Source organism: Pseudomonas sp. YL2, assembly GCF_023063025.1.
Lineage (GTDB): Bacteria > Pseudomonadota > Gammaproteobacteria > Pseudomonadales > Pseudomonadaceae > Aquipseudomonas > Aquipseudomonas putida_A.
The window spans coordinates 1-24,052 of record NZ_JAJSLU010000011.1 but is presented as its reverse complement, the minus strand read 5'-3'; the positions used below and the strand labels follow the sequence as shown (position 1 = coordinate 24,052).

22 protein-coding genes are annotated in these 24,052 nt (G+C 61.5%); 10 read left to right on the top strand and 12 right to left on the bottom strand.

The window, feature by feature from the left end; translation table 11 throughout:
• Positions 1-6 precede the first annotated feature (6 nt).
• Genes miaA through LVD08_RS16585 form a run of 5 tightly spaced genes read right to left on the bottom strand, consistent with a single transcriptional unit; the run spans position 7 to position 6,270 of the window.
• Entirely contained in the window at positions 7-978 is a 972-nt protein-coding gene (miaA, locus tag LVD08_RS16605) for a tRNA (adenosine(37)-N6)-dimethylallyltransferase MiaA (protein WP_096794765.1), read from the bottom strand.
• The gene (mutL, locus tag LVD08_RS16600; RefSeq protein WP_183783879.1) at positions 978-2,876 is read right to left on the bottom strand and encodes a DNA mismatch repair endonuclease MutL; all 1,899 of its coding nucleotides are present in this window, start codon (positions 2,874-2,876) and stop codon (positions 978-980) included. The genes miaA and mutL overlap by 1 nt, the downstream gene beginning before the upstream one ends.
• A gap of 5 nt (positions 2,877-2,881) precedes the next feature.
• Positions 2,882-4,261 carry an N-acetylmuramoyl-L-alanine amidase gene (locus LVD08_RS16595; RefSeq protein WP_371260346.1) on the bottom strand — a complete coding sequence of 460 codons (1,380 nt, stop codon included), beginning with the start codon at positions 4,259-4,261 and terminating at the stop codon, positions 2,882-2,884.
• 51 nt (positions 4,262-4,312) lie between these two features.
• Positions 4,313-4,783 carry a tRNA (adenosine(37)-N6)-threonylcarbamoyltransferase complex ATPase subunit type 1 TsaE gene (gene tsaE, locus LVD08_RS16590; protein ID WP_007967425.1) on the bottom strand — a complete coding sequence of 157 codons (471 nt, stop codon included), beginning with the start codon at positions 4,781-4,783 and terminating at the stop codon, positions 4,313-4,315.
• Positions 4,771-6,270: an NAD(P)H-hydrate dehydratase gene (locus LVD08_RS16585; RefSeq protein WP_247268686.1), complete on the bottom strand. Its 1,500-nt coding sequence runs from the start codon at positions 6,268-6,270 to the stop codon at positions 4,771-4,773. The genes tsaE and LVD08_RS16585 overlap by 13 nt, the downstream gene beginning before the upstream one ends.
• Positions 6,271-6,333: 63 nt before the next feature.
• Here LVD08_RS16585 and queG point away from each other — a divergent pair, with 63 nt between their 5' ends.
• Positions 6,334-7,404 carry a tRNA epoxyqueuosine(34) reductase QueG gene (gene queG, locus LVD08_RS16580; RefSeq protein WP_247268685.1) on the top strand — a complete coding sequence of 357 codons (1,071 nt, stop codon included), beginning with the start codon at positions 6,334-6,336 and terminating at the stop codon, positions 7,402-7,404.
• Positions 7,405-7,406: 2 nt separating this feature from the next.
• On the opposite strand, the gene LVD08_RS16575 is transcribed toward queG, so the two are convergent.
• From LVD08_RS16575 to orn, 3 genes are all read right to left on the bottom strand, one after another.
• Positions 7,407-8,453: a Fic family protein gene (locus tag LVD08_RS16575; RefSeq protein WP_027611410.1), complete on the bottom strand. Its 1,047-nt coding sequence runs from the start codon at positions 8,451-8,453 to the stop codon at positions 7,407-7,409.
• Between the two features lie 154 nt (positions 8,454-8,607).
• Entirely contained in the window at positions 8,608-9,219 is a 612-nt protein-coding gene (locus LVD08_RS16570) for a trimeric intracellular cation channel family protein (protein WP_003221099.1), read from the bottom strand.
• A gap of 204 nt (positions 9,220-9,423) precedes the next feature.
• The gene (gene orn / locus LVD08_RS16565; RefSeq protein WP_003221098.1) at positions 9,424-9,966 is read right to left on the bottom strand and encodes an oligoribonuclease; all 543 of its coding nucleotides are present in this window, start codon (positions 9,964-9,966) and stop codon (positions 9,424-9,426) included.
• A gap of 107 nt (positions 9,967-10,073) precedes the next feature.
• On the opposite strand from orn, the gene rsgA reads away from it, so the two are divergent.
• The 4 genes from rsgA (at position 10,074) to LVD08_RS16545 (ending at position 13,172) form a co-directional block, all read left to right on the top strand.
• Positions 10,074-11,105, top strand: a complete 1,032-nt coding sequence (gene rsgA, locus LVD08_RS16560) for a small ribosomal subunit biogenesis GTPase RsgA (protein ID WP_123585491.1) — start codon at positions 10,074-10,076, stop codon at positions 11,103-11,105.
• 212 nt (positions 11,106-11,317) lie between these two features.
• Positions 11,318-11,725, top strand: coding sequence for a TIR domain-containing protein (locus LVD08_RS16555; protein ID WP_103368233.1), 408 nt, complete (start codon positions 11,318-11,320; stop codon positions 11,723-11,725).
• 2 nt (positions 11,726-11,727) lie between these two features.
• Positions 11,728-12,687 carry a caspase family protein gene (locus tag LVD08_RS16550; protein WP_027611407.1) on the top strand — a complete coding sequence of 320 codons (960 nt, stop codon included), beginning with the start codon at positions 11,728-11,730 and terminating at the stop codon, positions 12,685-12,687.
• Entirely contained in the window at positions 12,687-13,172 is a 486-nt protein-coding gene (locus LVD08_RS16545; RefSeq protein ID WP_247268684.1) for a toll/interleukin-1 receptor domain-containing protein, read from the top strand. Before LVD08_RS16550 ends, LVD08_RS16545 begins: the two co-directional genes overlap by 1 nt.
• Before the next feature lie 52 nt (positions 13,173-13,224).
• Here the strand turns inward: LVD08_RS16545 and motB are convergent, their stop codons facing one another.
• Both motB and motA read right to left on the bottom strand, forming a co-directional pair.
• Positions 13,225-14,301 carry a flagellar motor protein MotB gene (motB, locus tag LVD08_RS16540; protein ID WP_097089862.1) on the bottom strand — a complete coding sequence of 359 codons (1,077 nt, stop codon included), beginning with the start codon at positions 14,299-14,301 and terminating at the stop codon, positions 13,225-13,227.
• 3 nt (positions 14,302-14,304) lie between these two features.
• Complete coding sequence (gene motA, locus LVD08_RS16535) at positions 14,305-15,156, bottom strand: flagellar motor stator protein MotA (protein ID WP_007952169.1); 852 nt, start codon at positions 15,154-15,156, stop codon at positions 14,305-14,307.
• 166 nt (positions 15,157-15,322) lie between these two features.
• Between motA and LVD08_RS16530 the strand changes: the two genes are divergently transcribed.
• The 3 genes from LVD08_RS16530 to asd are packed head-to-tail and all read left to right on the top strand — an operon-like array spanning position 15,323 to position 18,597.
• On the top strand, positions 15,323-16,861 hold the full coding sequence (locus tag LVD08_RS16530) for an HDOD domain-containing protein (RefSeq protein WP_098966923.1): 1,539 nt from the start codon (positions 15,323-15,325) through the stop codon (positions 16,859-16,861).
• A 42-nt stretch (positions 16,862-16,903) separates the two neighbouring features.
• Positions 16,904-17,737 (top strand): thiosulfate sulfurtransferase, encoded by an 834-nt coding sequence (gene rhdA, locus LVD08_RS16525; RefSeq protein ID WP_247268683.1) that lies wholly within the window; start codon positions 16,904-16,906, stop codon positions 17,735-17,737.
• Positions 17,737-18,597, top strand: coding sequence for an archaetidylserine decarboxylase (gene asd, locus LVD08_RS16520; RefSeq protein ID WP_027611402.1), 861 nt, complete (start codon positions 17,737-17,739; stop codon positions 18,595-18,597). Before rhdA ends, asd begins: the two co-directional genes overlap by 1 nt.
• Before the next feature lie 60 nt (positions 18,598-18,657).
• Here asd and LVD08_RS16515 read toward each other — a convergent pair whose 3' ends face one another.
• Positions 18,658-19,059 carry a lectin OAA family protein gene (locus LVD08_RS16515; RefSeq protein ID WP_027611401.1) on the bottom strand — a complete coding sequence of 134 codons (402 nt, stop codon included), beginning with the start codon at positions 19,057-19,059 and terminating at the stop codon, positions 18,658-18,660.
• Between the two features lie 220 nt (positions 19,060-19,279).
• On the opposite strand from LVD08_RS16515, the gene LVD08_RS16510 reads away from it, so the two are divergent.
• Positions 19,280-21,034, top strand: coding sequence for a molecular chaperone (locus LVD08_RS16510; protein ID WP_247268682.1), 1,755 nt, complete (start codon positions 19,280-19,282; stop codon positions 21,032-21,034).
• 102 nt (positions 21,035-21,136) lie between these two features.
• Here LVD08_RS16510 and serB read toward each other — a convergent pair whose 3' ends face one another.
• On the bottom strand, positions 21,137-22,351 hold the full coding sequence (serB, locus tag LVD08_RS16505; RefSeq protein WP_007967407.1) for a phosphoserine phosphatase SerB: 1,215 nt from the start codon (positions 22,349-22,351) through the stop codon (positions 21,137-21,139).
• Positions 22,352-22,485: 134 nt separating this feature from the next.
• Between serB and LVD08_RS16500 the strand changes: the two genes are divergently transcribed.
• Positions 22,486-24,000 (top strand): AhpA/YtjB family protein, encoded by a 1,515-nt coding sequence (locus LVD08_RS16500; protein WP_247268681.1) that lies wholly within the window; start codon positions 22,486-22,488, stop codon positions 23,998-24,000.
• The last annotated feature ends 52 nt before the right edge of the window (positions 24,001-24,052 follow it).

Here is a 24,052-nt window from a genome sequence, read left to right as displayed (position 1 = left end):
AAGGACTCAGCTCAATATGGAGATGGTCCCAAGGTATTTCAAGGCGCGTGGCAGATTGTCGCAATCAAGACTGTCCAGCCAGTGCAGTTCTTCCCAGCTGCGCAGCCAGGTGAACTGGCGCTTGGCCAATTGACGCGTGGCAATGATGCCGCGTTCCTGCATTTCAGCTAACGACAGCTTGCCATCCAGGTAGTCCCAGACTTGGCGGTAGCCTACCGCACGTATAGACGGCAACCCGGAATGCAGGTCACTTCTTTTACGCAGGGCTACGACCTCGTCGATGAACCCCTGTTCCAGCATATTTGTGAATCTTTGTTTAATGCGCTCATGCAGTACCTGGCGATTTGCCGGAGCAATGGCCAAGTTCGCGACAGTATAGGGCAATTGTTGCCGTCCCGAAGCGGCTGCTTCAGTACTTTGCGCAGATTGTTGCTGACGCAGGGCAGTCATGCTCTGACCGCTGACCCGATAAACCTCCAGCGCCCGACTCAGGCGCTGCGGATCGTTCGGATGAATGCGTGCCGCCGACACCGGATCGATGCTCGCCAGCTGATCGTGCAGGGCTTGCCAGCCAAGGCGTGCAGCCTCTTCTTCGATCTGCGCACGGACCTCGGGATCCGCCGCCGGCATGTCCGCCAGGCCATCAACCAACGCCTTGTAATAGAGCATGGTGCCGCCAACCAGCAGCGGAATTTTCCCGCGTGCGGTGATTTCAGCCATGGCTTGCAGGGCATCGCGGCGGAAATCCGCAGCCGAATAGGCCTCGGCCGGATCGAGAATGTCGATCAGCCGGTGCGGAAACTCGGCCAGTAGTTCTTTCGATGGCTTGGCGGTGCCGATGTCCATGCCGCGATAGACCAGCGCCGAGTCGACGCTGATCAGCTCGCACGGCAGCACCTTGGTCAGCTCGATGGCCAGGTCGGTCTTGCCCGCAGCGGTCGGGCCCATCAGGAAAATCGCTGGAGGAAGCTGGCTCATCAACGACCGCGCAGGAACAGTTTGTCCAGATCGTCCAGGCCCAGTTGGGTCCAGGTCGGTCGGCCATGGTTGCATTGACCGCTGCGTTCGGTGTTTTCCATGTCGCGCAGCAGGCCGTTCATTTCCGGCAGGGCCAGGCGCCGGTTGGCACGGATCGCGCCGTGGCAGGCCATGGTGCCGAGCAGTTCGTTCAGGTGCGCCTGAATCCGGTCGCTGGTGCCGTATTCCATCAGGTCCGACAGCACGTCACCCACCAGACGATTGGCCTCGGCCTGCTTGAGCAGCGCCGGAATCTGGCGGATTGCCAATGTTTCTGGGCCCAGACGCTGCAGCTCGAAGCCCAGTTTCTGGAACCATGCAGCGTGTTCTTCAGCGCAATCGGCTTCACGCTGACTGACCGCCAGCGACTCCGGCACCAGCAGCGGCTGGCCGCTGAGGCCTTCGCTGGCCATGGCGATTTTCAGGCGTTCGTACATGATCCGCTCGTGCGCGGCATGCATGTCCACCAGCACCAAACCCTGAGCATTCTCGGAGAGAATGTAGATGCCCTTGAGTTGCGCCAGCGCGTAACCGAGCGGCGGAATGTCTTCCTGGCCGGCTGGCAGCGCGTTGGCATTCGCTTCCGGCAGCGGTGCGAAGAACTCGCGGTAAGCAGCTTGTGCCTCGGCGGCCGGCACAGCCGACTGCGGACGCGGCGTGTACTGATATTGATAAGCGCCGCCAGCGCTGGCGCCCGACGAAGTATTGAACGCCGGTTGCGCCTGCGGCTGTTCCAGCAGCGCGTTGGCCGCCAGACGCATTTCGCCCTGCGGGCCGAACTCGCCGGCCTCGATGCCGCTTGGACGGACCACAGCGGTGGTGACAGAGCCGGCCAACTGATCTTCCGGACGCACATCGCCCAACGCGCGGTGCAATGTGCCGTAAAGGAAGTCATGCACCATGCGTCCGTCACGGAAGCGCACTTCGTGCTTGGTCGGGTGCACGTTGACGTCCACCGCCGCCGGATCGACTTCGAAAAACAGCGCGAAGGTCGGATGACGACCGTTGAACAGCACATCGCGATAAGCCTGACGCACCGCGTGGGCCACCAGTTTGTCGCGTACCGCACGGCCGTTTACGAAGAAATACTGCAAGTCCGCCTGGCTGCGGTTGAAGGTTGGCAACCCGACCCAGCCCCACAAGTGCAGGCCATTGCGCTCGATCTCGATCGGCAGCGCCTGTTCGAGGAAGCCCGAACCACAGATCGCCGCCACACGCCGAGCGCGGGCTGCATCATCGTGGGCCTCGTGCAGGCTGAGGATGGTCTTGCCGTTGTGGCGCAGATGGAAGGCCACGTCGAAACGCGCCAGCGCCAGTCGCTTGATCACTTCTTGCAGGTGATCGAATTCGGTTTTTTCGGTCTTGAGAAACTTGCGCCGCGCCGGGGTATTGAAGAACAGATCGCGCACTTCCACCGAGGTACCGACCGGATGCGCCGCCGGCTGCACCCGAGGCGCCATGTCGCGACCTTCGGTTTCAACCTGCCAGGCCTGATCAGCATCGCGTGTGCGCGAGGTCAGGGTCAGGCGCGCCACGGAGCTGATCGACGCCAGCGCCTCACCACGGAAGCCCAGGCTCATCACCTGCTCCAGGTCTTCAAGATTGCGAATCTTGCTGGTGGCGTGACGGGCCAGGGCCAGCGGCAGGTCATCGGCGGAAATGCCGCTGCCATCGTCACGCACCCGCAGCAGCTTGACGCCACCCTGCTCGACATCGACATCGATGCGCTTGGCACCGGAGTCGAGACTGTTTTCCAGCAACTCCTTGATCACCGAAGCCGGGCGCTCGACCACCTCGCCGGCGGCGATCTGGTTCGCCAGCCGCGGGCTGAGCAGTTCGATGCGTGCGGCGTTCAACACCTGATTCATTCTTTGGACGCCAGTTCGGTGCCGGGAATGGTCAGGTGCTGGCCGATCTTCAGCTCATCGCTACTGAGGTTGTTGGCACTGCGCAGCGTCGCGGGGGACACCTGATAACGCACGGCGATCATCGCCAGCGTCTCGCCCGGGCTCACGCGGTGATCGCGCGGGCCTTGGGCGATCTTGCCGGAATCACGCAGCCAGGCAATATAGGTGCCCGGTGGCGGATTCTGCTGGAAGAACTGGCGCACGCCGCTGCTGATCGAACGCGCCAGCGCCTGCTGGTGGCTCGATGCCGAGAGCTTGTTCGCCTCGTTGGCGTTGGAGATAAATCCGGTTTCGACGAGGATCGACGGGATGTCCGGCGACTTCAGCACCATGAATCCGGCCTGCTCCACGCGCTGTTTGTGCAGCGGGGTCACGCGGCCGATGTTGGTCAGGACTTTCTGGCCGACGTTGAGGCTGGAGGTCAGCGAAGCGGTCATCGACAGGTCAAGCAGTACGCCGGCGAGCATGCGGTCCTTGTCGTCGAGGCTGACGTTGCCGGCACCACCGATCAGGTCGGAACGGTTTTCGCTGTCGGCCAGCCAACGGGCGGTTTCCGATGTCGCGCCGCGATCAGACAGGGCAAACACCGAGGCACCGAAGGCTGCCGCAGACGGCGCAGCGTCGGCGTGGATCGAAACGAACAGGTCAGCGCCCTTCTTGCGGGCAATTTCGGTACGGCCGCGCAACGGGATGAAGTAGTCACCGGTACGGGTCAGCTCGGCGCGGAAACCTTTCATGCCGTTGACCTGACGCTGCAGCTCGCGGGCGATCTGCAGCACCACGTCTTTCTCACGCTGGCCGCGCGAGCCGGACGCACCCGGGTCTTCGCCGCCGTGACCGGCGTCGATCACCACAATGATGTCGCGCTTGCCGGCCGGGGCCGGTGGCAACTTGATCGCCGGTTCAGACGGTGTCACAGGCACTGCCGGCACGGTGGCGACCGATGGCGTTGGCGCAGGCGGCGGCGCGGCATCGGCCGGGTTGTCGAACAGGTCGACCACCAGACGGTTGCCATATTGCGCGTTCGGCGCCAGCGAGAAACTTTTCGGGGTGACGGCTTTTTTCAGGTCGATGACCACTCGCAGATCGGTCGGCGTGCGCTGGGCCGAGCGCATCGCGGTGATCGGCGTGTTAGCAGTCGAGACCTTTAACGGCGCCCCCAGGGTGGCGCCATTGATGTCGATCACCAGCCGATCCGGTGCGGTCAGGGTGAAGACGCTGTGCTGCACCGGACCGCTCAGGTCGAAGACCAGTCGCGTGTTGTCCGGCGCCCGCCACAGGCGCACGCTGTTGACCTTTGTCTCGGCCACAGCGTTGACGGTTACTGCCATCAACATCAGTCCAACGGCAGCCACCAACGCGCGAAAGCGCATACCTAACCCCATCATTTAATTGGATTCCAATGCCAAAGCGGCACACCAGGCCTCGCCACGCGAGCCCTGGGATAAAATTTTCAGCGAACGCCCGCTGTCTTGCGGGCTAATGGTAATGGTCAGGTCAGGCTTTGGCAAAAAGCCTGCACCTTTATCGGGCCACTCGATCAGGCACAGTGCGTCGTCTTCGAAATAGTCGCGGATGCCGAGGAACTCCAGCTCCTCCGGATCGACCAGGCGATACAGGTCGAAGTGGAAGGCGCGCACGTCGCCGATCTCGTAGGGTTCGACCAGGGTGAAGGTCGGACTTTTTACCGCGCCAACGTGCCCCAGCCCACGAATGATGCCCCGCGACAGGGTGGTTTTGCCCATGCCCAGATTGCCTTCCAGGAAAATCAGGCCGTGACCCTGGGTAACGCGGGCGATCCGTGCGCCAAAGTCGCTCATGGCCTGTTCATCGGCCAGGTACAGGGTTACTTCAGACACGGTGCATGCTCCTCCAACAACTGACGAATGACTGGAATCAGATCACTGGCCGCCAGTCCACGGCCGAATTTACCTTGTTGCGCGCCGGCATTGGCGTGCAGCCAGACTGCCAGGCACGCGGCATCGAAGCCATCCATGCCTTGGGCCAACAACGCGCCAGTCAAGCCGGCGAGTACGTCGCCCAGGCCGGCGGTGGCCATGGCCGGATGGCCTTGATGACACAGCGCCAGACGCCCATCGGGGTGGGCGATCAGGCTGCCGGCGCCTTTGAGCACGACGACGGCCGAGTATTTTTTGCTCAACGCCCGCGCGGCGGCCGGGCGATCTGCCTGCACCTCAGCGGTACTCACACCCAGCAGGCGTGCCGCCTCGCCCGGATGCGGGGTGATCACGCATTCCTTGGGCAGACTGACAAATCCGCTCGCCAGCAGATTCAATGCGTCGGCGTCCCAAACCTGTGGCAGCGGCGCATTGGCGGCAGCGGACAACAGTGCCCGCCCCCAACTCGCCTGTCCGAGTCCCGGACCAACCACCAGCACCGAAACCTTTTCCAGCAGCCCCATCAACTGATTGGCCGACGACGTGCCGAGCACCATGACTTCCGGCATCCGCGTCAGCGCTGCCGGGACATGTTCCGCACGGGTTGCCAGCGACACCATGCCCGCGCCGCTGCGCAAGGCCGTTTCGCTACTGAGCAGAATCGCCCCGCCAAAACCCTGATCGCCACCGATCAGCAGCAAATGCCCGAAGCGCCCTTTGTGTGCCGCGGGCGCACGCGGGGCCAATCGTGGAAGATTAGCCGCCGAGAGACGCAGAGCGCTGACAGGAATGTCACGGTAGATGTCGGCGGCGGCTTGTAGATCGTTAAACACCAACGCCCCGACCTGATCCGCCGCATCCCCGGTGAACAGGCCGAGCTTCAAGCCGATGAAAGTCACGGTAAGGTCAGCGTGAACCGCAATGCCGAGGACATGTCCAGTATCGGCAGACAGCCCGGAAGGAATATCCACCGCCACCACCGGCAGGCCACTGGCATTGATCGCCTTGATCGCAGCGGCATACGGCTCACGGACATCGCCGGCCAGCCCGGTGCCGAGCAAGGCATCGACAATCACCCCGCGCAGCTCGCTTTGCGAAGTCCAACCCTGCACGGCGACGCCATCGTTGATGGCCTGCGCGTAAGCCTGTGCTGCATCGCCCTGCAAACGTTGCGGATCACCGACGGCCAGCACCCGCACCGCCCACCCGGCCCGGTGCGCCAGTGTGGCGATCAGAAAACCATCACCGGCGTTGTTGCCATGCCCGGCAAGCACAGTCATTTCGCTCGCCGACGGCCATTGCCGCACCAATGCACGCCAGGTCGCGTGCGCGGCGCGCTGCATCAATTCGAAGCCCGGCGTGCCCGCAGCGATCAGCCGCGCATCGAGTGCTCGCACCTGTGCGGCGCCATACAGCGCGTCGGGTAATTGATCTTTCGTGTGCGGCATGCGTCTTCGGGCTCCGATGTCTGGCAGAATTATACGCACCTCAGCTCCGGTTTCTCTCGCCTCATGTCCGCCATCACCACAGATCTGCCCGCCCTCGCCCAATCGATCAAGGATTGGGGCCGCGAGCTGGGCTTCCAGCAAGTCGGCATCAGCGGTCTGGACCTGGCCGAGCATGAGCAGCACCTGGAGCGCTGGCTCGCCGCCGGCTACCACGGCGAAATGGATTACATGGGCGCCCACGGCAGCAAACGCTCGCATCCGGAGCAACTGGTTCCGGGTACGTTACGCGTGGTTTCGCTGCGCATGGACTACCTGCCCGGCGACACGCAAATGGCGCAAATGCTCGCCCAACCGGAGAAAGCCTACGTTTCGCGTTATGCCTTGGGCCGCGATTACCACAAATTGATCCGTAAACGTGTGCAGCAATTGGCCGACAGGATTCAATCGGAGATCGGCCCGTTCGGTTTTCGCGCTTTCGTCGACAGCGCCCCGGTGCTGGAAAAAGCCATCGCCGAGCAGGCCGGGCTGGGCTGGATCGGCAAAAATACCCTGGTGCTGAACCGCAAGGCCGGCAGCTATTTCTTCTTGAGCGAACTGTTCGTCGATCTGCCGCTGCCGGTGGACGAACCGCACAGCAGCGAACATTGCGGGCGCTGCACGGCGTGCCTGGACATCTGCCCGACCAACGCCTTCGTCGGCCCGTATGTGCTGGACGCCCGACGCTGCATCTCCTACCTGACCATCGAACTGAAAAACGCCATCCCCGAAGACCTGCGCCCGCTGATCGGCAACCGCGTGTTCGGCTGCGACGACTGCCAGATCGTCTGCCCGTGGAACCGCTTCGCCAAGCCATCCGGGGAAAGCGATTTCAAGCCACGGCACAACCTGGACAACGCCGAACTGGCGGAACTGTTTCTGTGGGACGAGGATAAATTTCTCAGCAGCACCGAAGGCTCACCGCTGCGCCGTGCCGGTTACGAGCGCTGGCTACGCAATCTGGCGGTCGGGCTGGGCAACGCGCCGTCGAGCATTCCGGTGCTGGAGGCCTTGAAGGCGCGCCGTGACTACCCATCAGAGCTGGTGCGTGAACATGTTGAGTGGGCGCTGAAACAGCACGCTGAACGCCGTACTTGAGGCTATGCCGGCTTTCTCCACTTGGCTGTGCGCCCCTTACCTGTCGGCTCAATCAGCCCTTCTGCTTTCAGTGATCGTAAAACCAGGCGCACTGTATCGCGACTGACTCCCGGACAGGACTCTTCAATTTCCGAGATGGAAAAAGGGAGGACTCGCTTCAAGGCTTCGTCTCTGATTCGGTCGCTTTTACCCCCTCGACGCTTCTCAATCGTACCCACTCGCTCTTCGAACTCTTTGTACGCTCTAAGCAATGCCCCCCAAAAATAATCCATCCATGGCCGAACATCATGCGTGCCCTCGTGCCATCCCTGAGAACTCAGTTCGAGTGTTGCGTAATAGCCCTCCTTTGACTCCTCGAATATCCGTTCAAGACTGATAAATCGCCCGACTCGGTAATCAAATTGATAGAGCAGCAGCAATGTCAGCAGACGAGCGACGCGACCATTTCCGTCAGAGAAGGGGTGTATGCAAAGGAAGTCGAGGACCGTAAGCGGCACTAAAACCAAAGGGTCAGCCAGATTCAATGCCAGCGCCCGGTGGTAATGCCCCAGGGTTTCAGTCACCGCAATAGGGGTCATATGAGCAGGAACAGGTTGGAAGCGAATCCGCGATGAACCATCGGCATGACGCTCGATGATGTCGTTGTTCATCGCCTTCCATTCACCACCATCCTGAGGTAGATAGCGGTAAAGAAGACTGTGTAATTGTCTAAGAACACCTTCGGAAAATGGCATCCCATCGGCAGATTCATGGATGAGTGACAGTGCGTCCCGATAGCCAGCAATTTCCTGTTCGGATCGGCTCTTGGGATCAGTGTTTTTGCTCATCAGTGACTTCAGCCGCGCTGGCGCGACAGTTACACCCTCCAGTCGGTTAGATGACTCCGTGGATTCGATTACGGCTATCTGCGTAAGCCCTTGGAGGACCTGCGGCGATTGAGCAACGAACAGTTGTTGCTTACCCCGAAACTCTCCCAATGCACGAAGCGTCGCAATCTGAAGACCGTCGAAGCGCAAGGCGTCAAGAAATTCCGGGGTGAGTGAGTGCATGATTCAGGCAGCCGTCTAAATGAGGTAAAAAGACTTAAATAGGGTATTTCAGGACAAAATACCCCTTTTAGGCTTTATTTTTTACCCTATTTAGAGGCGCGGCATCTATTCAACATTCCCGACAGAATATTTCCACTCGCCCGCCAGCGTGAGGTCAAGGTGCGTCGTTATAAACGAACTTGGGCATTTCCCAGTGGAAACGGATTGCCAGCAACCGCAACAGAAAACCGCCGAACAAGGTAATCAGAATCGCCTGTTCGCTCGGCACATTCAGGTACAGGCAGAGCATGTAGCACCACGCGGCGGCGAACGAGACGCTGGCGTACAGTTCGCGGCGGAAGATCAGCGGGATGTCGTTGCAGAAGATGTCGCGCAGGATGCCGCCGAAGACGCCGGTGATCACACCGCTGACCGAGGCCACCAGCATGCCGTGGCCCATTTCCAGAGCGGTCATGCAGCCGATCAGGGTGAACGCCACCAGACCGACCGCATCGAGCACCAGAAACAGTGAGCGCAGATGACGCATCCAGCGTGCGGTGAATACAGTGAGCATCGCGGCGGCCGAGGTCAGCACCAGGTATTCCGGGTGCTTGACCCACGTCAGCGGATAATGCCCGAGTAACACATCGCGCACCGAACCGCCGCCCAATGCCGTGACGCAGGCGATCAACACCACCCCGAACCAGTCCATGCCGCGCCGTCCGGCAGACAGCGCGCCGGTCATGGCTTCAGCGGTAATGGCGATCAGATAGAGCATCAGCAACATGGCGGCGGTCCTGGCAGGAAGGCGCGCAGTCTAGCCATTTCAGCGCCGCACCAGAAGGGGGCGCGCTCCGGGATGCATTTCTGACTTGAATCTTACGGGACTCTGACGCCCTCTTCGCGAGCAAGCCCGCTCCCACAGGGGGAACGCATTCCAAATGGTGGGAGCGGGCTTGCTCGCGAAGACGTCAGGGCAGACACCCCTCAATCAGAATTTGATGAAGTGCTTACGGTAGTGCTGCAGCTCGGCGATCGATTCGCGGATGTCGTCCAGCGCCAGGTGAGTGCTGCCCTTCTTGAAGCTGTCGCGCACGTCCGGTGCCCAGCGTGCGGCCAGCTCTTTGAGCGTCGACACGTCGAGGTTGCGGTAGTGGAAGTAGCTTTCCAGTGCCTTCATGTGGGTATAAAGGAAGCGACGATCCTGGCAGATGCTGTTGCCGCAGATCGGCGACTTGCCTTTTGGCACCCACTTTTCCAGGAAAGCGATGGTTTCGGCCTCGGCCTCGGCCATGCTGATACGGCTGTCACGCACGCGCTGGGTCAGGCCCGAGTTGCCGTGGGTGCGGGTGTTCCACTCGTCCATGCGGGCGAGCACTTCGTCACTGTGGTGAATGGCGATCACCGGGCCTTCGGCCAGGGTGTTCAGGTCACTGTCGGTGACGATGGTGGCCATTTCGATGATGACGTCGTTTTCCGGATCCAGACCGGTCATTTCCAGGTCGATCCAGATCAGGTTCTGCGGGTTTTGCATATTCGGGCTCCTAGGCAATGCTGCGCAGTTTAGCCTAGGCCGGTGCCCGGGCGTGCTAAACTCGCGGCCGTTTTACCTAATCGCTGCATTCTTCAGACGGAACACCCATGGCCAAACGCCAACTCAATCGTCGTCAAAACTGGCGCATCGAAAAGATTCAGGGCGAGCGCGCCGCCCGCGCCGCCAAACGCGAGTCCTCGGCGGTCGAAGCCCTCGAGGGCGGCGACCTCGGCCCCGAGCAGCACGGTCTGGTGATCGCCCACTTCGGTGTGCAGGTCGAAGTCGAGGCCGTGGACGGCGAACAGGCCGGCCAGGTTTTCCGTTGCCACCTGCGCGCCAACCTGCCGGCGCTGGTAACCGGTGATCGGGTGGTCTGGCGCGCCGGCAACCAAGGCATCGGGGTGATCGTCGCGCAACTGCCGCGCACCACCGAACTCTGCCGCCCCGACAGCCGAGGCCAGCTCAAGCCAGTGGCCGCCAACGTCGACATGATCGTCATCGTCTTCGCACCGCTGCCCGAGCCGCATGCCAACCTGATCGACCGCTACCTGGTCGCTGCCGAACACGCCGGCATCCGCCCATTGCTGTTGCTGAACAAGTTCGACCTGATCGACGAGCAGAACGCCCCGGCACTCAACGCCCTGCTGGCGGTGTACCGCACGCTGGGTTATCCGGTGCTGGAAGTCTCGGCGCATCACGGCAATGGCATGGAACAGTTGCAGAAGCAGCTCGACGGGCGCATCAGCGTGTTCGTCGGCCAGTCCGGCGTCGGCAAGTCGTCGCTGGTCAACAGCCTGCTGCCGGAAGTCGAGACCCGCGTCGGCCCGTTGTCGGAGCTGTCCGGTCAGGGCACGCACACCACGACCACCGCACGCCTGTTCCACTTCCCGGGCGGCGGCGAGTTGATCGACTCCCCGGGTATCCGTGAGTTCGGTCTGGGCCACGTCAGCCGCGCCGACGTCGAAGCCGGTTTCATCGAGTTCAACGACCTGCTCGGCACCTGCCGCTTCCGCGACTGCAAGCATGATCGCGAACCCGGTTGCGCACTGCTCAAGGCCCTGGAAGACGGCCGCGTGCAGCAGCAGCGGATGAACAGCTACCGCTCGATCATCGCCAGCCTGCCGGAAAACGGCTACTAAACATCTGCACCGGCAGCCTCTCGCCCGAGGGCTGCCGGATGTCGGACCGCGCCTGACAAATCCTCGATTCCGTTAAACGTCAGACTCTTCTGACAGACTCGTTCGCACCTGTTTGCAGGACATTTCTCTTTCACCGCCCAGCCCTTGTAGGCTCGCGTCAGATGCCTAGATTGGGGTCCTCCTTCGCACCTTCGCGACCTTCGAGGAACCCCATGCAGACCTACCATTTGTTCATCAGCCATTCGTGGAACTACGCCCACGCTCACGACAATCTGGTACGCCTGCTCGGCGCCAGACCGGATTTCAGTTTCAAGAATTTTTCCGTGCCGCCGCACAACCCGATCATGGGCGCGCAGACCGACAAGCAACTCGAAGAAGCCATCGAGAACAAGATTCGTCCGTGCTCGGCGGTGCTGATCATGGCCGGGATGTATTCGACTTACAGCAAGTGGATCAACAAGGAAATCGAGATCGCCAAGCGCATGGGCAAAGTGATCATCGCGATCAAGCCGTTCGGCGCCGAGCGTATTTCCAGCGTCGTGCGTGACGCGGCGCACGCCGAGTGCGCGTGGAACACCAACAGCATCATCGGTGCGATCCGTCAGCACACGGCGGTGTAACCATGCGCAAGGGACTGTTTATCGGCATCAACCACTACGACCACGTCTCGCCCTTGAGCGGCTGTAACAACGACGCCATGGCCATGGCGTCGGTGCTGGAGCGTCATGCCAACGGGCGACCGAACTTCAGCAGCAAAGTGCTGACTTCAGCCGAAGAAAAACTCACGCTCAGCCACATGAAACAGCAGATCCAGAGCCTGTTCTCAGGCGATTGTGACGTGGCACTGCTGTACTTCGCCGGCCATGGTCAGTTTGACACCAGCATCGACGAAGGACTCCTGATTCCCCAGGACTATCAGCCTGGCGGAGACGGGATCCGCATCAGCGACATTCTGGAGTGGGCGGACAAGGCCCCGCACATCAAGAACAAAATCATCATTCTCGATTGCTGCCAGGCCGGCGCAGCAGGCGCCATGCGCAATCTGCGTGGCGGCAGCAGTGTGATCGGCGAAGGCGTGACCATTCTCACGGCCTGCAAAAAAGAGCAGTACGCCCTGGAAAGTCGCGGTCATGGCGTATTCACGGATCTGTTGCTGCAAGCGCTGCACGGTGGCGCTGCCAACGTACTCGGCAAGGTCACCCCCGGTAGCGTTTACTCGTTTGTCGACAATGCGCTGGGCGCCTGGGAACAGCGTCCGGTGTTCAAGACCAATGTCTCGCAGTTCGTACCGCTGCGCGAAGTCGCGCCGCTGATTGCCGAGGAAACCTTGCGCAAACTCAAGGACTGGTTCCCGGAGCCGAGCTTCGTTTTCAGACTCGATCCCAGCTACGAGCCCACCGAAGCGCTGTTCGACCCCGAGCACGGCGACATTTTCAAGCAACTGCAAATGTGCAATCGCCACAGCCTGATCGAACCGGTGGATGCCGAGCACATGTACTACGCCGCCATTAACTCCACTGGCTGCCGCCTCACGGCGCTCGGCGCCTATTACCGTGAACTCGCCCTCAAAGGACACTTCTGATGCCCGTATTCATCAGCTACCGCCACATGGATCGCCCGCAGGCCATGGCGATCAATGCGCAATTGATGCAGGCCAACATCAAGACTTACCTCGACGTACTCGACCCGGAGTCGCAGACCACCGACGACATCACCGGGGTGATCACCCGCAACATCACCGAATGCACGCACCTGCTGGCGGTGGTTTCGGAGAAAACCGCACTGTCGTGGTGGGTGCCGTTCGAAATCGGCGAAGCGACGATCAGCAATCGCCGGATCTGCTCGTTCCGCACCGGGCAGGCAAAGTTGCCGGAGTATCTGGACAAGTGGCCGAAGCTGAGCACGGCCAGTGATCTGAATTTCTTCATCGATGCCTATCGTGAAGAAGTATCGAGCAAGCGCTCGATGACGCTGGATTCGAGCAACGAATCCTTCAGCGGCACCTATAAGCGCAACGCCGATCTTTTCCATGAACAACTGAAGAACCGGATTCGGCGCGGTTTCTGAGGCCAATCGACAGCCACAAAAAAGCCGACATCACTGTCGGCTTTTTTGTCGCTCACTGTTTCGGCGCAGGGGCCGGTGCAGCGGCTGGCGGAGCTGTTGGCGCTGGCGCCGCAGTCCCCGGCGCGGCCGGTTTCGGTGCGGCGTCATCGAACAGGTTCAAACGTTCGCGCAACTCATGGGCCGGCACCGGTTGCTGATCCGCCGGCAGCGCGTTCGGATCGACCGGCGTCGCCGGAGCGGCGCCGTTCTGACCTTCGGCGGCAGGCTTGGCCGCGTCGGCACCTTGCGAACCTTCGATGGCTGCCTGGGCCTTTTTGGTCAGGACCACAATGTCGATGCGGCGGTTGACCGGGTTGAACGGGTTTTCCTTGTCGAACAGCGCCGACGAGGCATAACCGACGACCCGCGCCACCTGCGAATCCGGATAGCTGCCTGCCACCAGCGCACGCCGCGCGGCGTTGGCACGGTTGGCCGAGAGTTCCCAGTTGCCGAAATCGCCGGTGCCGGTGTACGGCTTGGCGTCGGTGTGGCCGCTGATGCTGATCTTGTTCGGCACCGCTTTGATGGTGTCGGCCATGGCCAGCAGGATGTCTTCGAAGTACGGTTTCAGGCGTGCGGAACCTGAGTCGAACATCGGCCGGTTTTCCGCGTCCATGATCTGGATGCGCAAGCCGTTCGGGGTGATCTCGAACAGGATCTGATCCTTGAACTTCTGCAGCTGCGGGTTCTCGTCGACCTTGTTCTGCAGTTCTTGCAGCAACAGCTCCAGGCGTTCTTTCTCGACCTGCTCGGCCATGCCTTCGACCTGCTCGGTGTCGACCGTGACCTTGTCCGGTTGCGGCTGCGACTTCACCTCGGGGTTGAGGGTGTTTTCCGGTGCCAGGGTCGGCGTGCCACCCAGATCAATGATGTACGGCGTGCCACTTTCGGAGAAGCCGACCGGGTCCTTGAAGTAACCGGCGATGGCGATCTTCTGCTCCGGTGTTGCAGTGGACAGCAGCCACAACACCAGGAAGAACGCCATCATCGCCGTGGCGAAGTCGGCGAAGGCGATTTTCCACGCCCCGCCGTGGTGCCCACCGGCTATGCGCTTGACGCGCTTGATGATTATCGGCTGATTATTTTCCATGGCTTAGCGACCGCGAACGGCTTGTTCCAGCTCGGCAAAGCTTGGACGGTGCGCCGGGTACAGAACCTTGCGCCCGAACTCCACGGCCAGCGATGGCGGCATGCCGGAAGCCGACGCCACCAGCGAGGCCTTGATGGCTTCGTAGACGTTCAGTTCTTCCTTGGCATCGTGCGCCAGGGAATGCGCCAACGGCCCGAAGAAACCGTAGGCCGCGAGAATACCGAAGAAGGTACCGACCAGTGCCGCACCCACGTGCAGACCGATGGATTTCTGATCGCCTTCACCCAGCGACGCCATGGTCACCACGATACCCAGTACCGCCGCGACGATACCGAAACCGGGCATGGCGTCGGCGATGCCGTTCACCGCATGGGACGGGTGCTCGAGGTCTTCCTTGAGGCTGTAGAGTTCCATGTCGAACAGGCCTTCCAGCTCATGCGGAGCCATGTTGCCGGAGGACATGATGCGCAGGTAATCGCAGATGAACGCGGTCATGCGTTCGTCTTTGAGCACGGCCGGGTACTTGGCGAAGATCGGGCTCGCGGCAGCGTCTTCGATGTCGCCTTCGATGGCCATCATGCCTTCGCGGCGGCTCTTGTTGAGGATCTCGTAGATCAGGCCGAGCACTTCCAGATAGAACGTGTGGCTGAAGCGCGAACTGAACATGCTCAGGGATTTCTTGAGCACGTGCATCGTCATGTAACCGGGGTTGGCCTGGAGGAATGCACCGAGGGCCGCACCACCGATGATCATCACCTCGAAGGGCTGGATCAGGGCGGCAATTTTGCCGTGGGAGAGCACGTATCCGCCGAGCACGCTCGCGAATACGACGATGATGCCGATAATTTTAGCCATAGGTAGAAAGTACTTATTTAAGTCGGGTTCAAGGTCATATTCGGAAGTTAAAAAATCTCTTCTTCTACTTATCGGCAAAACTGCGCCAGACTATAGCCAGTTCAGGCGAAAAGCCAATTTAGCCCATGCCGGGCGCGTCTACAGTCAGTGAAGATCTCGTCCAGAAATGGCTAATGAAACGAACGTCCCACACGCAAAACCGACCACGCTCGAGGGCTGGGTCAAACTGCTCGATGGCGTGCGCCTGCCCGTGCCGCAAGAGGCGCACGACAAGGTTTGCCGGGCGATCCGTGACAACCGCAGCTCGCTGCGCGATATCGCCGACCTGATGCAGGACAGCCCGGCGCTGGCCTTGAGCATCATCCGTGAGGCAAATCGTCACACCCACGGCACCATGGCCGCTCCGGCGGAAAATCTCGAGGTGGCGATCAACCGTCTGGGTCTGGCGCGTACCGAAGAATTGCTCGCACGTCTGCCCGTCGAACCGCAGATGCAGATCCCCAAGGCCTTGCGCCAACTGCAGATGATCAGCCAGCACGCAACACAACAGGCCAACGGTTTTTTTGCCAGTCGCCTCGCACGACTGTGGCAGGACATTCACTGGGGCAGCCTGTTGTTTCTGTCGCCGTTATGGCCGCTGGCGCTGACGTTTCCCGAATTGCTCGAAGAGTGGGAGCTGCGGGTTATCCACAAGGGCGAATCGGCGCGCACGGTCGAGAAGCAACTGTTTGGTGTGCGCCTGCTGAAGATCGCCGAGGCGCTGGTACAGGTCTGGCACCTGCCGATCTGGGTGCAGCAGGGTTATAAACTGCTGCTCAGCGAACAGCGCGAACTGGTGAAAGTACTGCGCATCGCCCGCGACAGCGAACATCCGTTGCGCCAGCAGAATCGCCTCGACGACGATCCGACCCTGCGCCGCTGGCTCAACCAGCCGGCCAACACCGTGTTGCTGGCCAACGGCCTGGCGCTGTCGGCACAACAGGCCTGGGACAGTCCGCACAGCGAGCGCTGGCAGTACCTGACCAGCCTTTATCTGCAAATCTCGATGGACGAAGTGCAGCAGCAGTTGCACCAGCAAGCCGCCAACAGTGCGCGCCAGCATGCCATGCCCGATCTGTGGCACCCGGCCGTTTCATTATTATGGCCATGGGGCACCCATCGCTTGCCGGCCGGGATGCTGCCGGCGGCGGCGCCGAATGCCGAGGATCTGACTCAATGGCGCCGGCAATGCGCCGAACTGCTGGCCGAGCCGAGCCGCTTCACCAATGCCATGAGCCTGACCGTCGCCGCCCGTGATGCGCTGGTCGCCAGCGGCATGCGCCGGGTGATGATTCTGATGGCCGACCGCACGCAATCGAATCTGCGGGTCAACCAGACCTTCGGTTTGCCGAAGGAAGCCGCCGCGCTGAATTTTGTCGTCAGTCAGAGCAAAGTCTTGCAGCGCCTGCTCGCACAACAGGCACAGGTGCGGATCAACCCCGAGAACAACGCACAGTTTTCCGCATTGTTGCCGCCGGGCCTGCGTGCGCTGTTCCGTGGCGAGCATCTGTTCCTGCGTTCGCTGGTCAATAACGGCCGGGTGATCATGATCGTAGTCGCCGACCAGGGCGGTGGGCCGTTCGCCGACATCAGCGTGCAAGCCTTTGGCAAGACCGCACAGTGCATCGAAAAGGCCCTGCACAGCTTTAGCAGCCGTGGCCGATGAGGCTGCGCTACAATCCCCCCCTTTGTGCTCTGGAGACCTCACATGTCTGACTTCTCTGGCTTGCCGCTCGTCATCGAACCGAGCGACCTGCTCCCTCGGCTGGATGCCAGCGAACTGATTCTGGTGGACCTGACCAGTGTCGCCCGCTATACCGAGGGCCATCTGCCCGGCGCACGTTTTGTCGACCCCAAGCGCACCCAGCTCGGCCAGCCACCGGCGCCGGGGCTGTTGCCGGCCAAAGCCGATCTGGAGGCGTTGTTCGGTGAGCTAGGCCATCGCCGGGACGCGGTCTACGTGGTCTATGACGACGAAGGCGGTGGCTGGGCCGGGCGTTTCATCTGGCTGCTCGACGTGATCGGTCACGACAAGTATCACTATCTCGACGGCGGTCTGCCGGCGTGGCTGGAAGCGGGCATGCCGATGTCGATCCAGGTTCCGCCTGCGGTCGGCGGCCCGGTGGCGCTAACCCTGCACGACGAGCCGACGGCAACCCGCGAATACCTGCAAAGCCGTCTCGGCGCCGCCGATCTGGCGATCTGGGACGCACGCGGGCCGCTGGAATATTCCGGTGAGAAAGTGCTGGCCGCCAAGGGTGGACACATCCCCGGCGCGGTGAACTTCGAATGGACCGCCGGCATGGACAAGGCGCGTCAATTGCGGATTCGCACGGACATGCCGCAGATCCTCGAAGACCTCGGGATCACCAAGGACAAAGAAATCATTACCCACTGCCAGACCCATCACCGGTCGGGCTTCACTTATCTGGTGGCCAAGTCCCTCGGTTATCCGCGGGTCAAGGGCTACGCCGGTTCCTGGGGCGAATGGGGCAACCACCCTGACACGCCTGTCGAGATTCAAGGTTCTAAGGACAACTAATGAAAGAGCGTCTGTTTATCCTCAGCCAGTACCTGCTGCCTCATCACCTGCTGTCGCGCCTGGCCGGCTGCGTCGCCGAATGCCGCGTGCGCTGGTTCAAGAATGCCTTCACCCAGTGGTTCGCCAAGCGTTATCAGGTGGACATGTCGCAAGCGCTGGTCGAAGACCTGACCGCCTACGAGCACTTCAACGCGTTCTTCACCCGTGCCCTGAAAGACGGCGCGCGGCCACTGGATCAGACTCCGGGCGCGATCCTCAGCCCGGCCGACGGTGCGGTCAGCCAGCTCGGCCCGATCGAACACGGTCGGGTGTTCCAGGCCAAGGGCCACAGCTTCAGCGTGCTGGAACTGCTCGGCGGTGACACTGCGAATGCCGCGCCGTTCATGGGCGGCGACTTCGCCACCATTTACCTGTCGCCGAAGGATTACCACCGCGTGCACATGCCGCTGGCCGGCACCCTGCGCGAGATGGTCTACATCCCGGGCCGGATCTTCTCGGTCAACCAGACCACTGCGGAAAACGTTCCGGAGCTGTTCGCCCGCAACGAGCGTGTAGCATGCATTTTCGACACCGAACGCGGGCCGATGGCCGTGGTGCTGGTCGGCGCGATGATCGTCGCTTCGATCGAAACCGTATGGGCCGGTCTGGTGACCCCACCGAAGCGCGAACTGAAAACCTTCCGCTACGACGAAGCCGCCCGCGCGCCGATTCATCTGGAAAAAGGTGCGGAACTGGGGCGCTTCAAACTGGGTTCGACGGCGATCGTGCTGTTTGGCCCGGATCAAGTGAAATGGGCTGAAGAACTGGTGGCGGGTTCGCCAGTGCAAATGGGTCAGGCCCTGGCCCTGCCGACGGCCTGAGCCGGCTGATCCGCCCTTTCACACGTCTGTGAAGGGGCGGACACGACCTGGGAGGCGCCGTTACTCTATCTGCCCACGGAAGCCGATCGGCCCTTCGTTGGCGTAGGTATTGGTGCCACTGAGGTTTTTCCCTCCATCGCTGGAAGTGACGCTCAACGCAACAACGTTCTGATTGTCCCGGCCACCGATCACCCACTTGCCACCCGGATGCCATGGGGCATCATTGCCACCCCACTGGTTCTCGACGTTGTATTGATTCTGACCGGTGCGCTGCGCCTTGAAGCCAATCGGGCCTTCGCCGGCGTAAGTCATGGTGCCGGTGAAGCTTTTGCCGCCATCGCCCGACTTGATCTCGATGGCGACGACTTGCTGGTTGTCCCGCCCGCCCAGCACCCAGGTTCCACCCGGATGCCACGGTGCCGAACTACCGCCCCATTGATTTGCCACTGCATATTTAGACATGAACCTCATCTCCTTGAAGTTTCGGGAGACCTGCCCGAGGTTGACGGCAGGCCGTGCAACCGTGCGTTTCCGATCGCACGTCTGAGAGACTAGTAGGGCTTGTTGAATGGCATCCGGCCAGTAGACCAGCGGTCAAAAAGCCTGACGCCATCCGGCGAAACAGACCACAGCTGCTAGAGTTCTTGGTGTTGCCAATTTCGCCGCTGGAGCCAGTCACGGCATGAGTGAGTCACGCCCCCAACCCTCCCTGCGCGCCCCGATCCCGACGCAAACGCGCCTGTCGTTCTGTGAAGCCACCCCGCGCGACCTCAAGCGCTGGATCGCCGGCCTGCCCAAGGCCAACATCGGCGAAACCGCCCGCCAGTTGTACCAAGGCCTGGGCGAACTTAACCAATTGCTCACCCCTAGTGACAATCGCCTGCAACTCCTCGAACTGCTGCGCCCTGAGGTTTACTTCGTCTGCCAGCATCTGGAGCGGCACTTCCTGCATCAGGCAATCATGCTCGATGACCGCTCGCGCAAGATCAGCAACCTGTGTCAGGCGCTGCAAAGTCATCTGGCTATCGGCTACAAGCAGATCGTTCTGCGCATTGTCCCCAAGTACCACAAAGAGCGGGCGGCGCTGGTCAGTCAGGCCCTGCAACGGGCCGCGCATGCGCTCAAGGGGCAACTGCTGCGGGCGACGCAGTTGTACAGTCCGCCGCCGGAACATCTGTGGTTCGAGCTGCATCAGTTGTATCGCTGCGCTTGCGCCTTGCAGTTGCAACAGCGTCGGGTGCATGACGATCTGGCGAGCCTGAGCAGCGAACTGAGCCTGGAACAGACCTACATTGCCGCCCTGCTGCTGGGCAGCGCCCGTTGCAATCAACTGCGCCAGAACCAGATCGCCCGGCTGGCCGAAGTGCTGGAGCCGTGGAGTGCCCTGCTCAAGCTGCATCCCGGCAGCCCGCAGGATGGACTGTTCGCCATCAGCGCTGAACTGGACGCCGGCCCGCGCTACCGCAGCATGTTTCGCAAAGAACAACAGGGCGCATTGCTGGGCTTAGATCCGCAACCGCTGGTGAACATGATCGAAGCGCATTTACTGCAGCAGGAGACGTCGACGCCGCTACCGGTCCCGGCAGGACTGAGCCTCGATACCCTGCAACATTTGCACGCCAGTTGGGGCCAGGCCGCCGAGCGCAGTTTTCAGCGCACCGCCGGTCAAGGCAGCCTGACCGTGTGCGTCGGCATGAGCGCCCTGCACTTTTACCTGGGCGGCGAACGCAGCTTCAGCGAACTGCTGAAACATCCGGGTGCTCGCGCGGCCAATTTCAGTCGCGTGGTGGTCCAGGGCGAAAAGGACAGCTGGAGCCAGGCCTTCGACGCCGCACCGCAGGGCGGGACTGAAGAGTTGCTGCCGTACGAAGAAATCCAGTACGACCATCTGGGCGAAGACGAGAGCAACGCGGACAGCCCTCCGCACTACCCGACCTACAGCTTGCCGGTGATCAACCACAGTCCCGGCGGCTATTGTCTGGCGTGGCCAAGCGAAGTACCCGTCGAATTGCAGGCCGGGGAAATGCTCGGGATTCAGGACAGTGCGAATCAGGGCTGGAGCATCGCGGTGGTGCGCTGGATTCGTCAGGTGCGCGGCAGCGGGCCGCAAATGGGCATAGAACTGGTGGCGCCACACGCCGAACCTTGCGGTTTGCAACTGGTGCGCTCGCGAGATGATCACAGTCAGTATTTGCGCGGTCTGCTGCTACCGGAGATCAGCGCCATCGACTTGCCCGCGACCTTGCTCGCCCCGCGCCTGCCGTTTCAGGAAGGCAATAAAGTGCTGATCAACACCCACGGCGAAGAACACCGCGCCGGGCTGGATCGACGGGTGGCGAGTACGCACAGTTTCAATCAGTTTGCCTATCGCTCGCTGGAGGCCGCGCAGCATGGCGGGGGCGAGGAGGATTTCGATTCGTTGTGGAAGTCGCTTTAGATCGGGTTGAGCCCTTCGCGAGCAAGCCCGCTCCCACAGGAGACCGAGTTCAATGTGGGAGCGGGCTTGCTCGCGAAAGGGCCCGCTCAGACAACCGAGATTTCAGAGCTGCCCATCGCGATCGCGAAAGCCCAGCAGATACAGCACACCATCCAGCCCAAGGGTGGAAATCGCCTGCTTCGCCGACTGCTTGACCAGCGGCTTGGCGCGGAACGCCACACCCAGCCCGGCAATCGCCAGCATTGGCAGGTCATTCGCGCCGTCGCCCACAGCGATGGTCTGCTCCAGACGCAAGCCTTCCTTGTGCGCCAGTTCCTTCAGCAGATCCGCTTTACGCTGCGCATCGACGATCGGCTCGATGGCCACGCCGGTGCACTTGCCGTCGACCACTTCCAGTTCGTTGGCGAACACGTAGTCGATACCGAGTTTGGCCTGCAGCTGTTTGGCGAAGTAAGTGAAGCCGCCGGACAGGATCGCGGTCTTGTAGCCCAGGCGCTTGAGTTCGGCGAACAGGGTTTCCGCGCCTTCGGTCAGGCGCAGCGAAGCGCCGATCGAGTCCAGCACGCTGACATCCAGACCTTTGAGCAACGCCAGGCGCTCTTTGAAGCTGGCGCGGAAGTCCAGTTCGCCGGCCATCGCGCGCTCGGTGATGGCCGAGACCTGCTCACCGACACCGGCGGCCTTGGCCAGTTCGTCGATGACTTCGGCTTCGATCAGCGTGGAGTCCATGTCGAACACCGCCAGACGCCGGTTGCGGCGGAACAGCGAATCTTCCTGGAAGGCGATGTCGACGTTCAGCTCCTGCGCAACGCTGAGGAATTCGGCACGCAGCGCCTGCGGATCAGCCGCTTCACCACGCACGGAGAACTCGATGCAGCCCTTGCCCTTGTCCGCCGGAGTGTCCAGCGGCATGCGACCCGACAGACGGTCGATATGGTCGATGTTCAGGCCATATTTGGCGGTGATCGAGCTGACCGCCTGCAATTGGCCGGCGGTTACTTTGCGGGTCAACAGGGTGACGATGTGGCGTTTTTTGCCCTGATTGCCCACCCATTGCTGGTAATCCTCTTCGGACACCGGGGTGAAGCGCACCTGCTGGTCGAGCTCGTAGCCCTTGAACAGGATGTCCTTGAGCACGGCTTTGCCTTGCTCGGAGTCGGGAATCTCGACCAGGATGCCGAACGACAGGGTGTCGTGGATCACCGCCTGACCAATGTCGAGAATGTTCACACCACCTTGTGCCAGAACGCCGGTAATGGCCGCAGTCAGACCCGGACGGTCGACTCCCGTGATGTTAATCAGGACGATTTCGCGCAACGCGCACCCCCGCAACTGGAAAAAAACCGCATTCTACCCACTTTCAGTGACCATCGGGCACCGCGAGCGCTTTGCCGGTCTAGGGCCTGTCGCTATACTGCGCGTCAACTTCACGGACAAAAGAGCCGAGCTCAGTGAACCGGCCCACGCCAGTTAAAACCGATAACTTCTTCCTGCTGATCTTCCGTGCACTGCGCCACCGCCGTGTGCCGATTGCATTGCGCATTGCCAGCCATAACGTGATCCTGGTCGCTCTGGCCCTGGTGATCTATGCCGGGGTGATGGGCTTGCAGTTCAAGCAGGCCATGCACGAGCAGGCCGATGCGCTGGGCGAAAGCCTGACCACGCAGACTGCCACCTCCGCCACTGAACTGTTGGTGTCCAACGACATCCTCAGCCTCAACGTGCTGCTCAACAACCTGACCAAGAACAAGCTGGTGGCACACGCCGCTATCTATAGCGTGGACAACCGCATCCTCGCCGAATCCGGTCAGCGTCCCAAGCACAGCCTGCTGGGCGAAGCCGAGGGCATGTACGAGAGCAAGATCACCTTCCAGGACGTGACTGCCGGGCAACTGCGCATCAGCCTGGACATGGATCAGTTCCAGCAGCCGATGACCATCAGCCTGCAGAGCATGGGCATTCTCAGTGCGATTCTGCTGGCCCTGTCGCTGGCCCTGAGCCTGCGCATGGGGCGCTATCTATCGACGCCGTTGCTGCAATTGCGCGTCTGGCTGCGGCGCATCGACGAACACACGCCGGGCATAGATCGTCAGGACGAAATCGGCGATCTGGCGCGTCAGCTGCACGCCAACTACGCTCCGGAGCCTGCGCCTGAACCTGAGCCAGAGCCGGAACCCGAGTTCGAGGAAGAGGATGAGCCAGAGTTCGAAGTGCGCAACCTGCGTGACCCGAGCTTTGACGAAACCCGCCCGATGGCCGCGCAAAAACCGGCGCCGCGCCACGTGGTCAGCACCGTTGAAGACGATGATGACGACGAAGACCCGTTTGCCGATCTGCGCGACGAGTCGCTGACCGAAGCTGTTCCGGCGCCGCGTAAAGCGACACCAAGCGTGCCGCAGCACAGCGCGGTGCTGGCGATCCAGCTGGGTTCGCAAGAGCAACTGCGGCGCCTGCCGCGTGCCCGTCTGGAAGAGTTGCTGGAGCGCTATCGCGATTGTCTCGATCAGGCCGCTTCGCTGTATCAGGGCGAAATCGAAACCCTGAACGATGGCAGCACACTGATGCTGTTCCACACCGAAGACAGCGGTGACGACTACCTGACCAACGCCATCTGCTGCGGCGAGTTGCTGCGGGCGCTGGGCCATCAGTTGCAGATCGAAGTCGCCGACAGCGGCATCACCCTGCAATTGCAACTGGGCCTGACCCTGGGCGACGAGTTGTTCGGCCTGAGCCAGATCGACCTGCTGCTGACCGATTCGGCTCAGGATGCCCTGGCCCTGTCGCAACACAGTCGCAACCTGCTGCTGGTCGAGCGCAAGATCGGAGACGATGCGCTGATTCGCCAGCGTGCGCGGATCCGCCCGATCGCCAGCCCTGAGGGGGCTTGCTGTGTCGAGCGGTTGATGGAGCCGTATCCGTCGATGCTCGAGCGGCAACTGGCGCGGATGCATGGGCGCCGGGCGTAAGCCTTAGGCCAGATGCACAGAAGCCCGCACGCAAATGGATGTCTGCGGGGTT

Excerpts from the sequence above, each read along its gene's own strand:
- miaA (WP_096794765.1), bottom strand. The coding sequence starts at position 978 with ATGAGCCAGCTTCCTCCAGCGATTTTCCTGATGGGCCCGACCGCTGCG.
- LVD08_RS16595 (WP_371260346.1), bottom strand. The coding sequence starts at position 4,261 with ATGTTGATGGCAGTAACCGTCAACGCTGTGGCCGAGACAAAGGTCAAC.
- LVD08_RS16585 (WP_247268686.1), bottom strand. The coding sequence starts at position 6,270 with ATGCCGCACACGAAAGATCAATTACCCGACGCGCTGTATGGCGCCGCA.
- queG (WP_247268685.1), top strand. The coding sequence starts at position 6,334 with ATGTCCGCCATCACCACAGATCTGCCCGCCCTCGCCCAATCGATCAAG.
- LVD08_RS16575 (WP_027611410.1), bottom strand. The coding sequence starts at position 8,453 with ATGCACTCACTCACCCCGGAATTTCTTGACGCCTTGCGCTTCGACGGT.
- LVD08_RS16570 (WP_003221099.1), bottom strand. The coding sequence starts at position 9,219 with ATGTTGCTGATGCTCTATCTGATCGCCATTACCGCTGAAGCCATGACC.
- orn (WP_003221098.1), bottom strand. The coding sequence starts at position 9,966 with ATGCAAAACCCGCAGAACCTGATCTGGATCGACCTGGAAATGACCGGT.
- rsgA (WP_123585491.1), top strand. The coding sequence starts at position 10,074 with ATGGCCAAACGCCAACTCAATCGTCGTCAAAACTGGCGCATCGAAAAG.
- LVD08_RS16555 (WP_103368233.1), top strand. The coding sequence starts at position 11,318 with ATGCAGACCTACCATTTGTTCATCAGCCATTCGTGGAACTACGCCCAC.
- LVD08_RS16550 (WP_027611407.1), top strand. The coding sequence starts at position 11,728 with ATGCGCAAGGGACTGTTTATCGGCATCAACCACTACGACCACGTCTCG.
- LVD08_RS16545 (WP_247268684.1), top strand. The coding sequence starts at position 12,687 with ATGCCCGTATTCATCAGCTACCGCCACATGGATCGCCCGCAGGCCATG.
- motB (WP_097089862.1), bottom strand. The coding sequence starts at position 14,301 with ATGGAAAATAATCAGCCGATAATCATCAAGCGCGTCAAGCGCATAGCC.
- motA (WP_007952169.1), bottom strand. The coding sequence starts at position 15,156 with ATGGCTAAAATTATCGGCATCATCGTCGTATTCGCGAGCGTGCTCGGC.
- LVD08_RS16530 (WP_098966923.1), top strand. The coding sequence starts at position 15,323 with ATGGCTAATGAAACGAACGTCCCACACGCAAAACCGACCACGCTCGAG.
- rhdA (WP_247268683.1), top strand. The coding sequence starts at position 16,904 with ATGTCTGACTTCTCTGGCTTGCCGCTCGTCATCGAACCGAGCGACCTG.
- asd (WP_027611402.1), top strand. The coding sequence starts at position 17,737 with ATGAAAGAGCGTCTGTTTATCCTCAGCCAGTACCTGCTGCCTCATCAC.
- LVD08_RS16515 (WP_027611401.1), bottom strand. The coding sequence starts at position 19,059 with ATGTCTAAATATGCAGTGGCAAATCAATGGGGCGGTAGTTCGGCACCG.
- LVD08_RS16510 (WP_247268682.1), top strand. The coding sequence starts at position 19,280 with ATGAGTGAGTCACGCCCCCAACCCTCCCTGCGCGCCCCGATCCCGACG.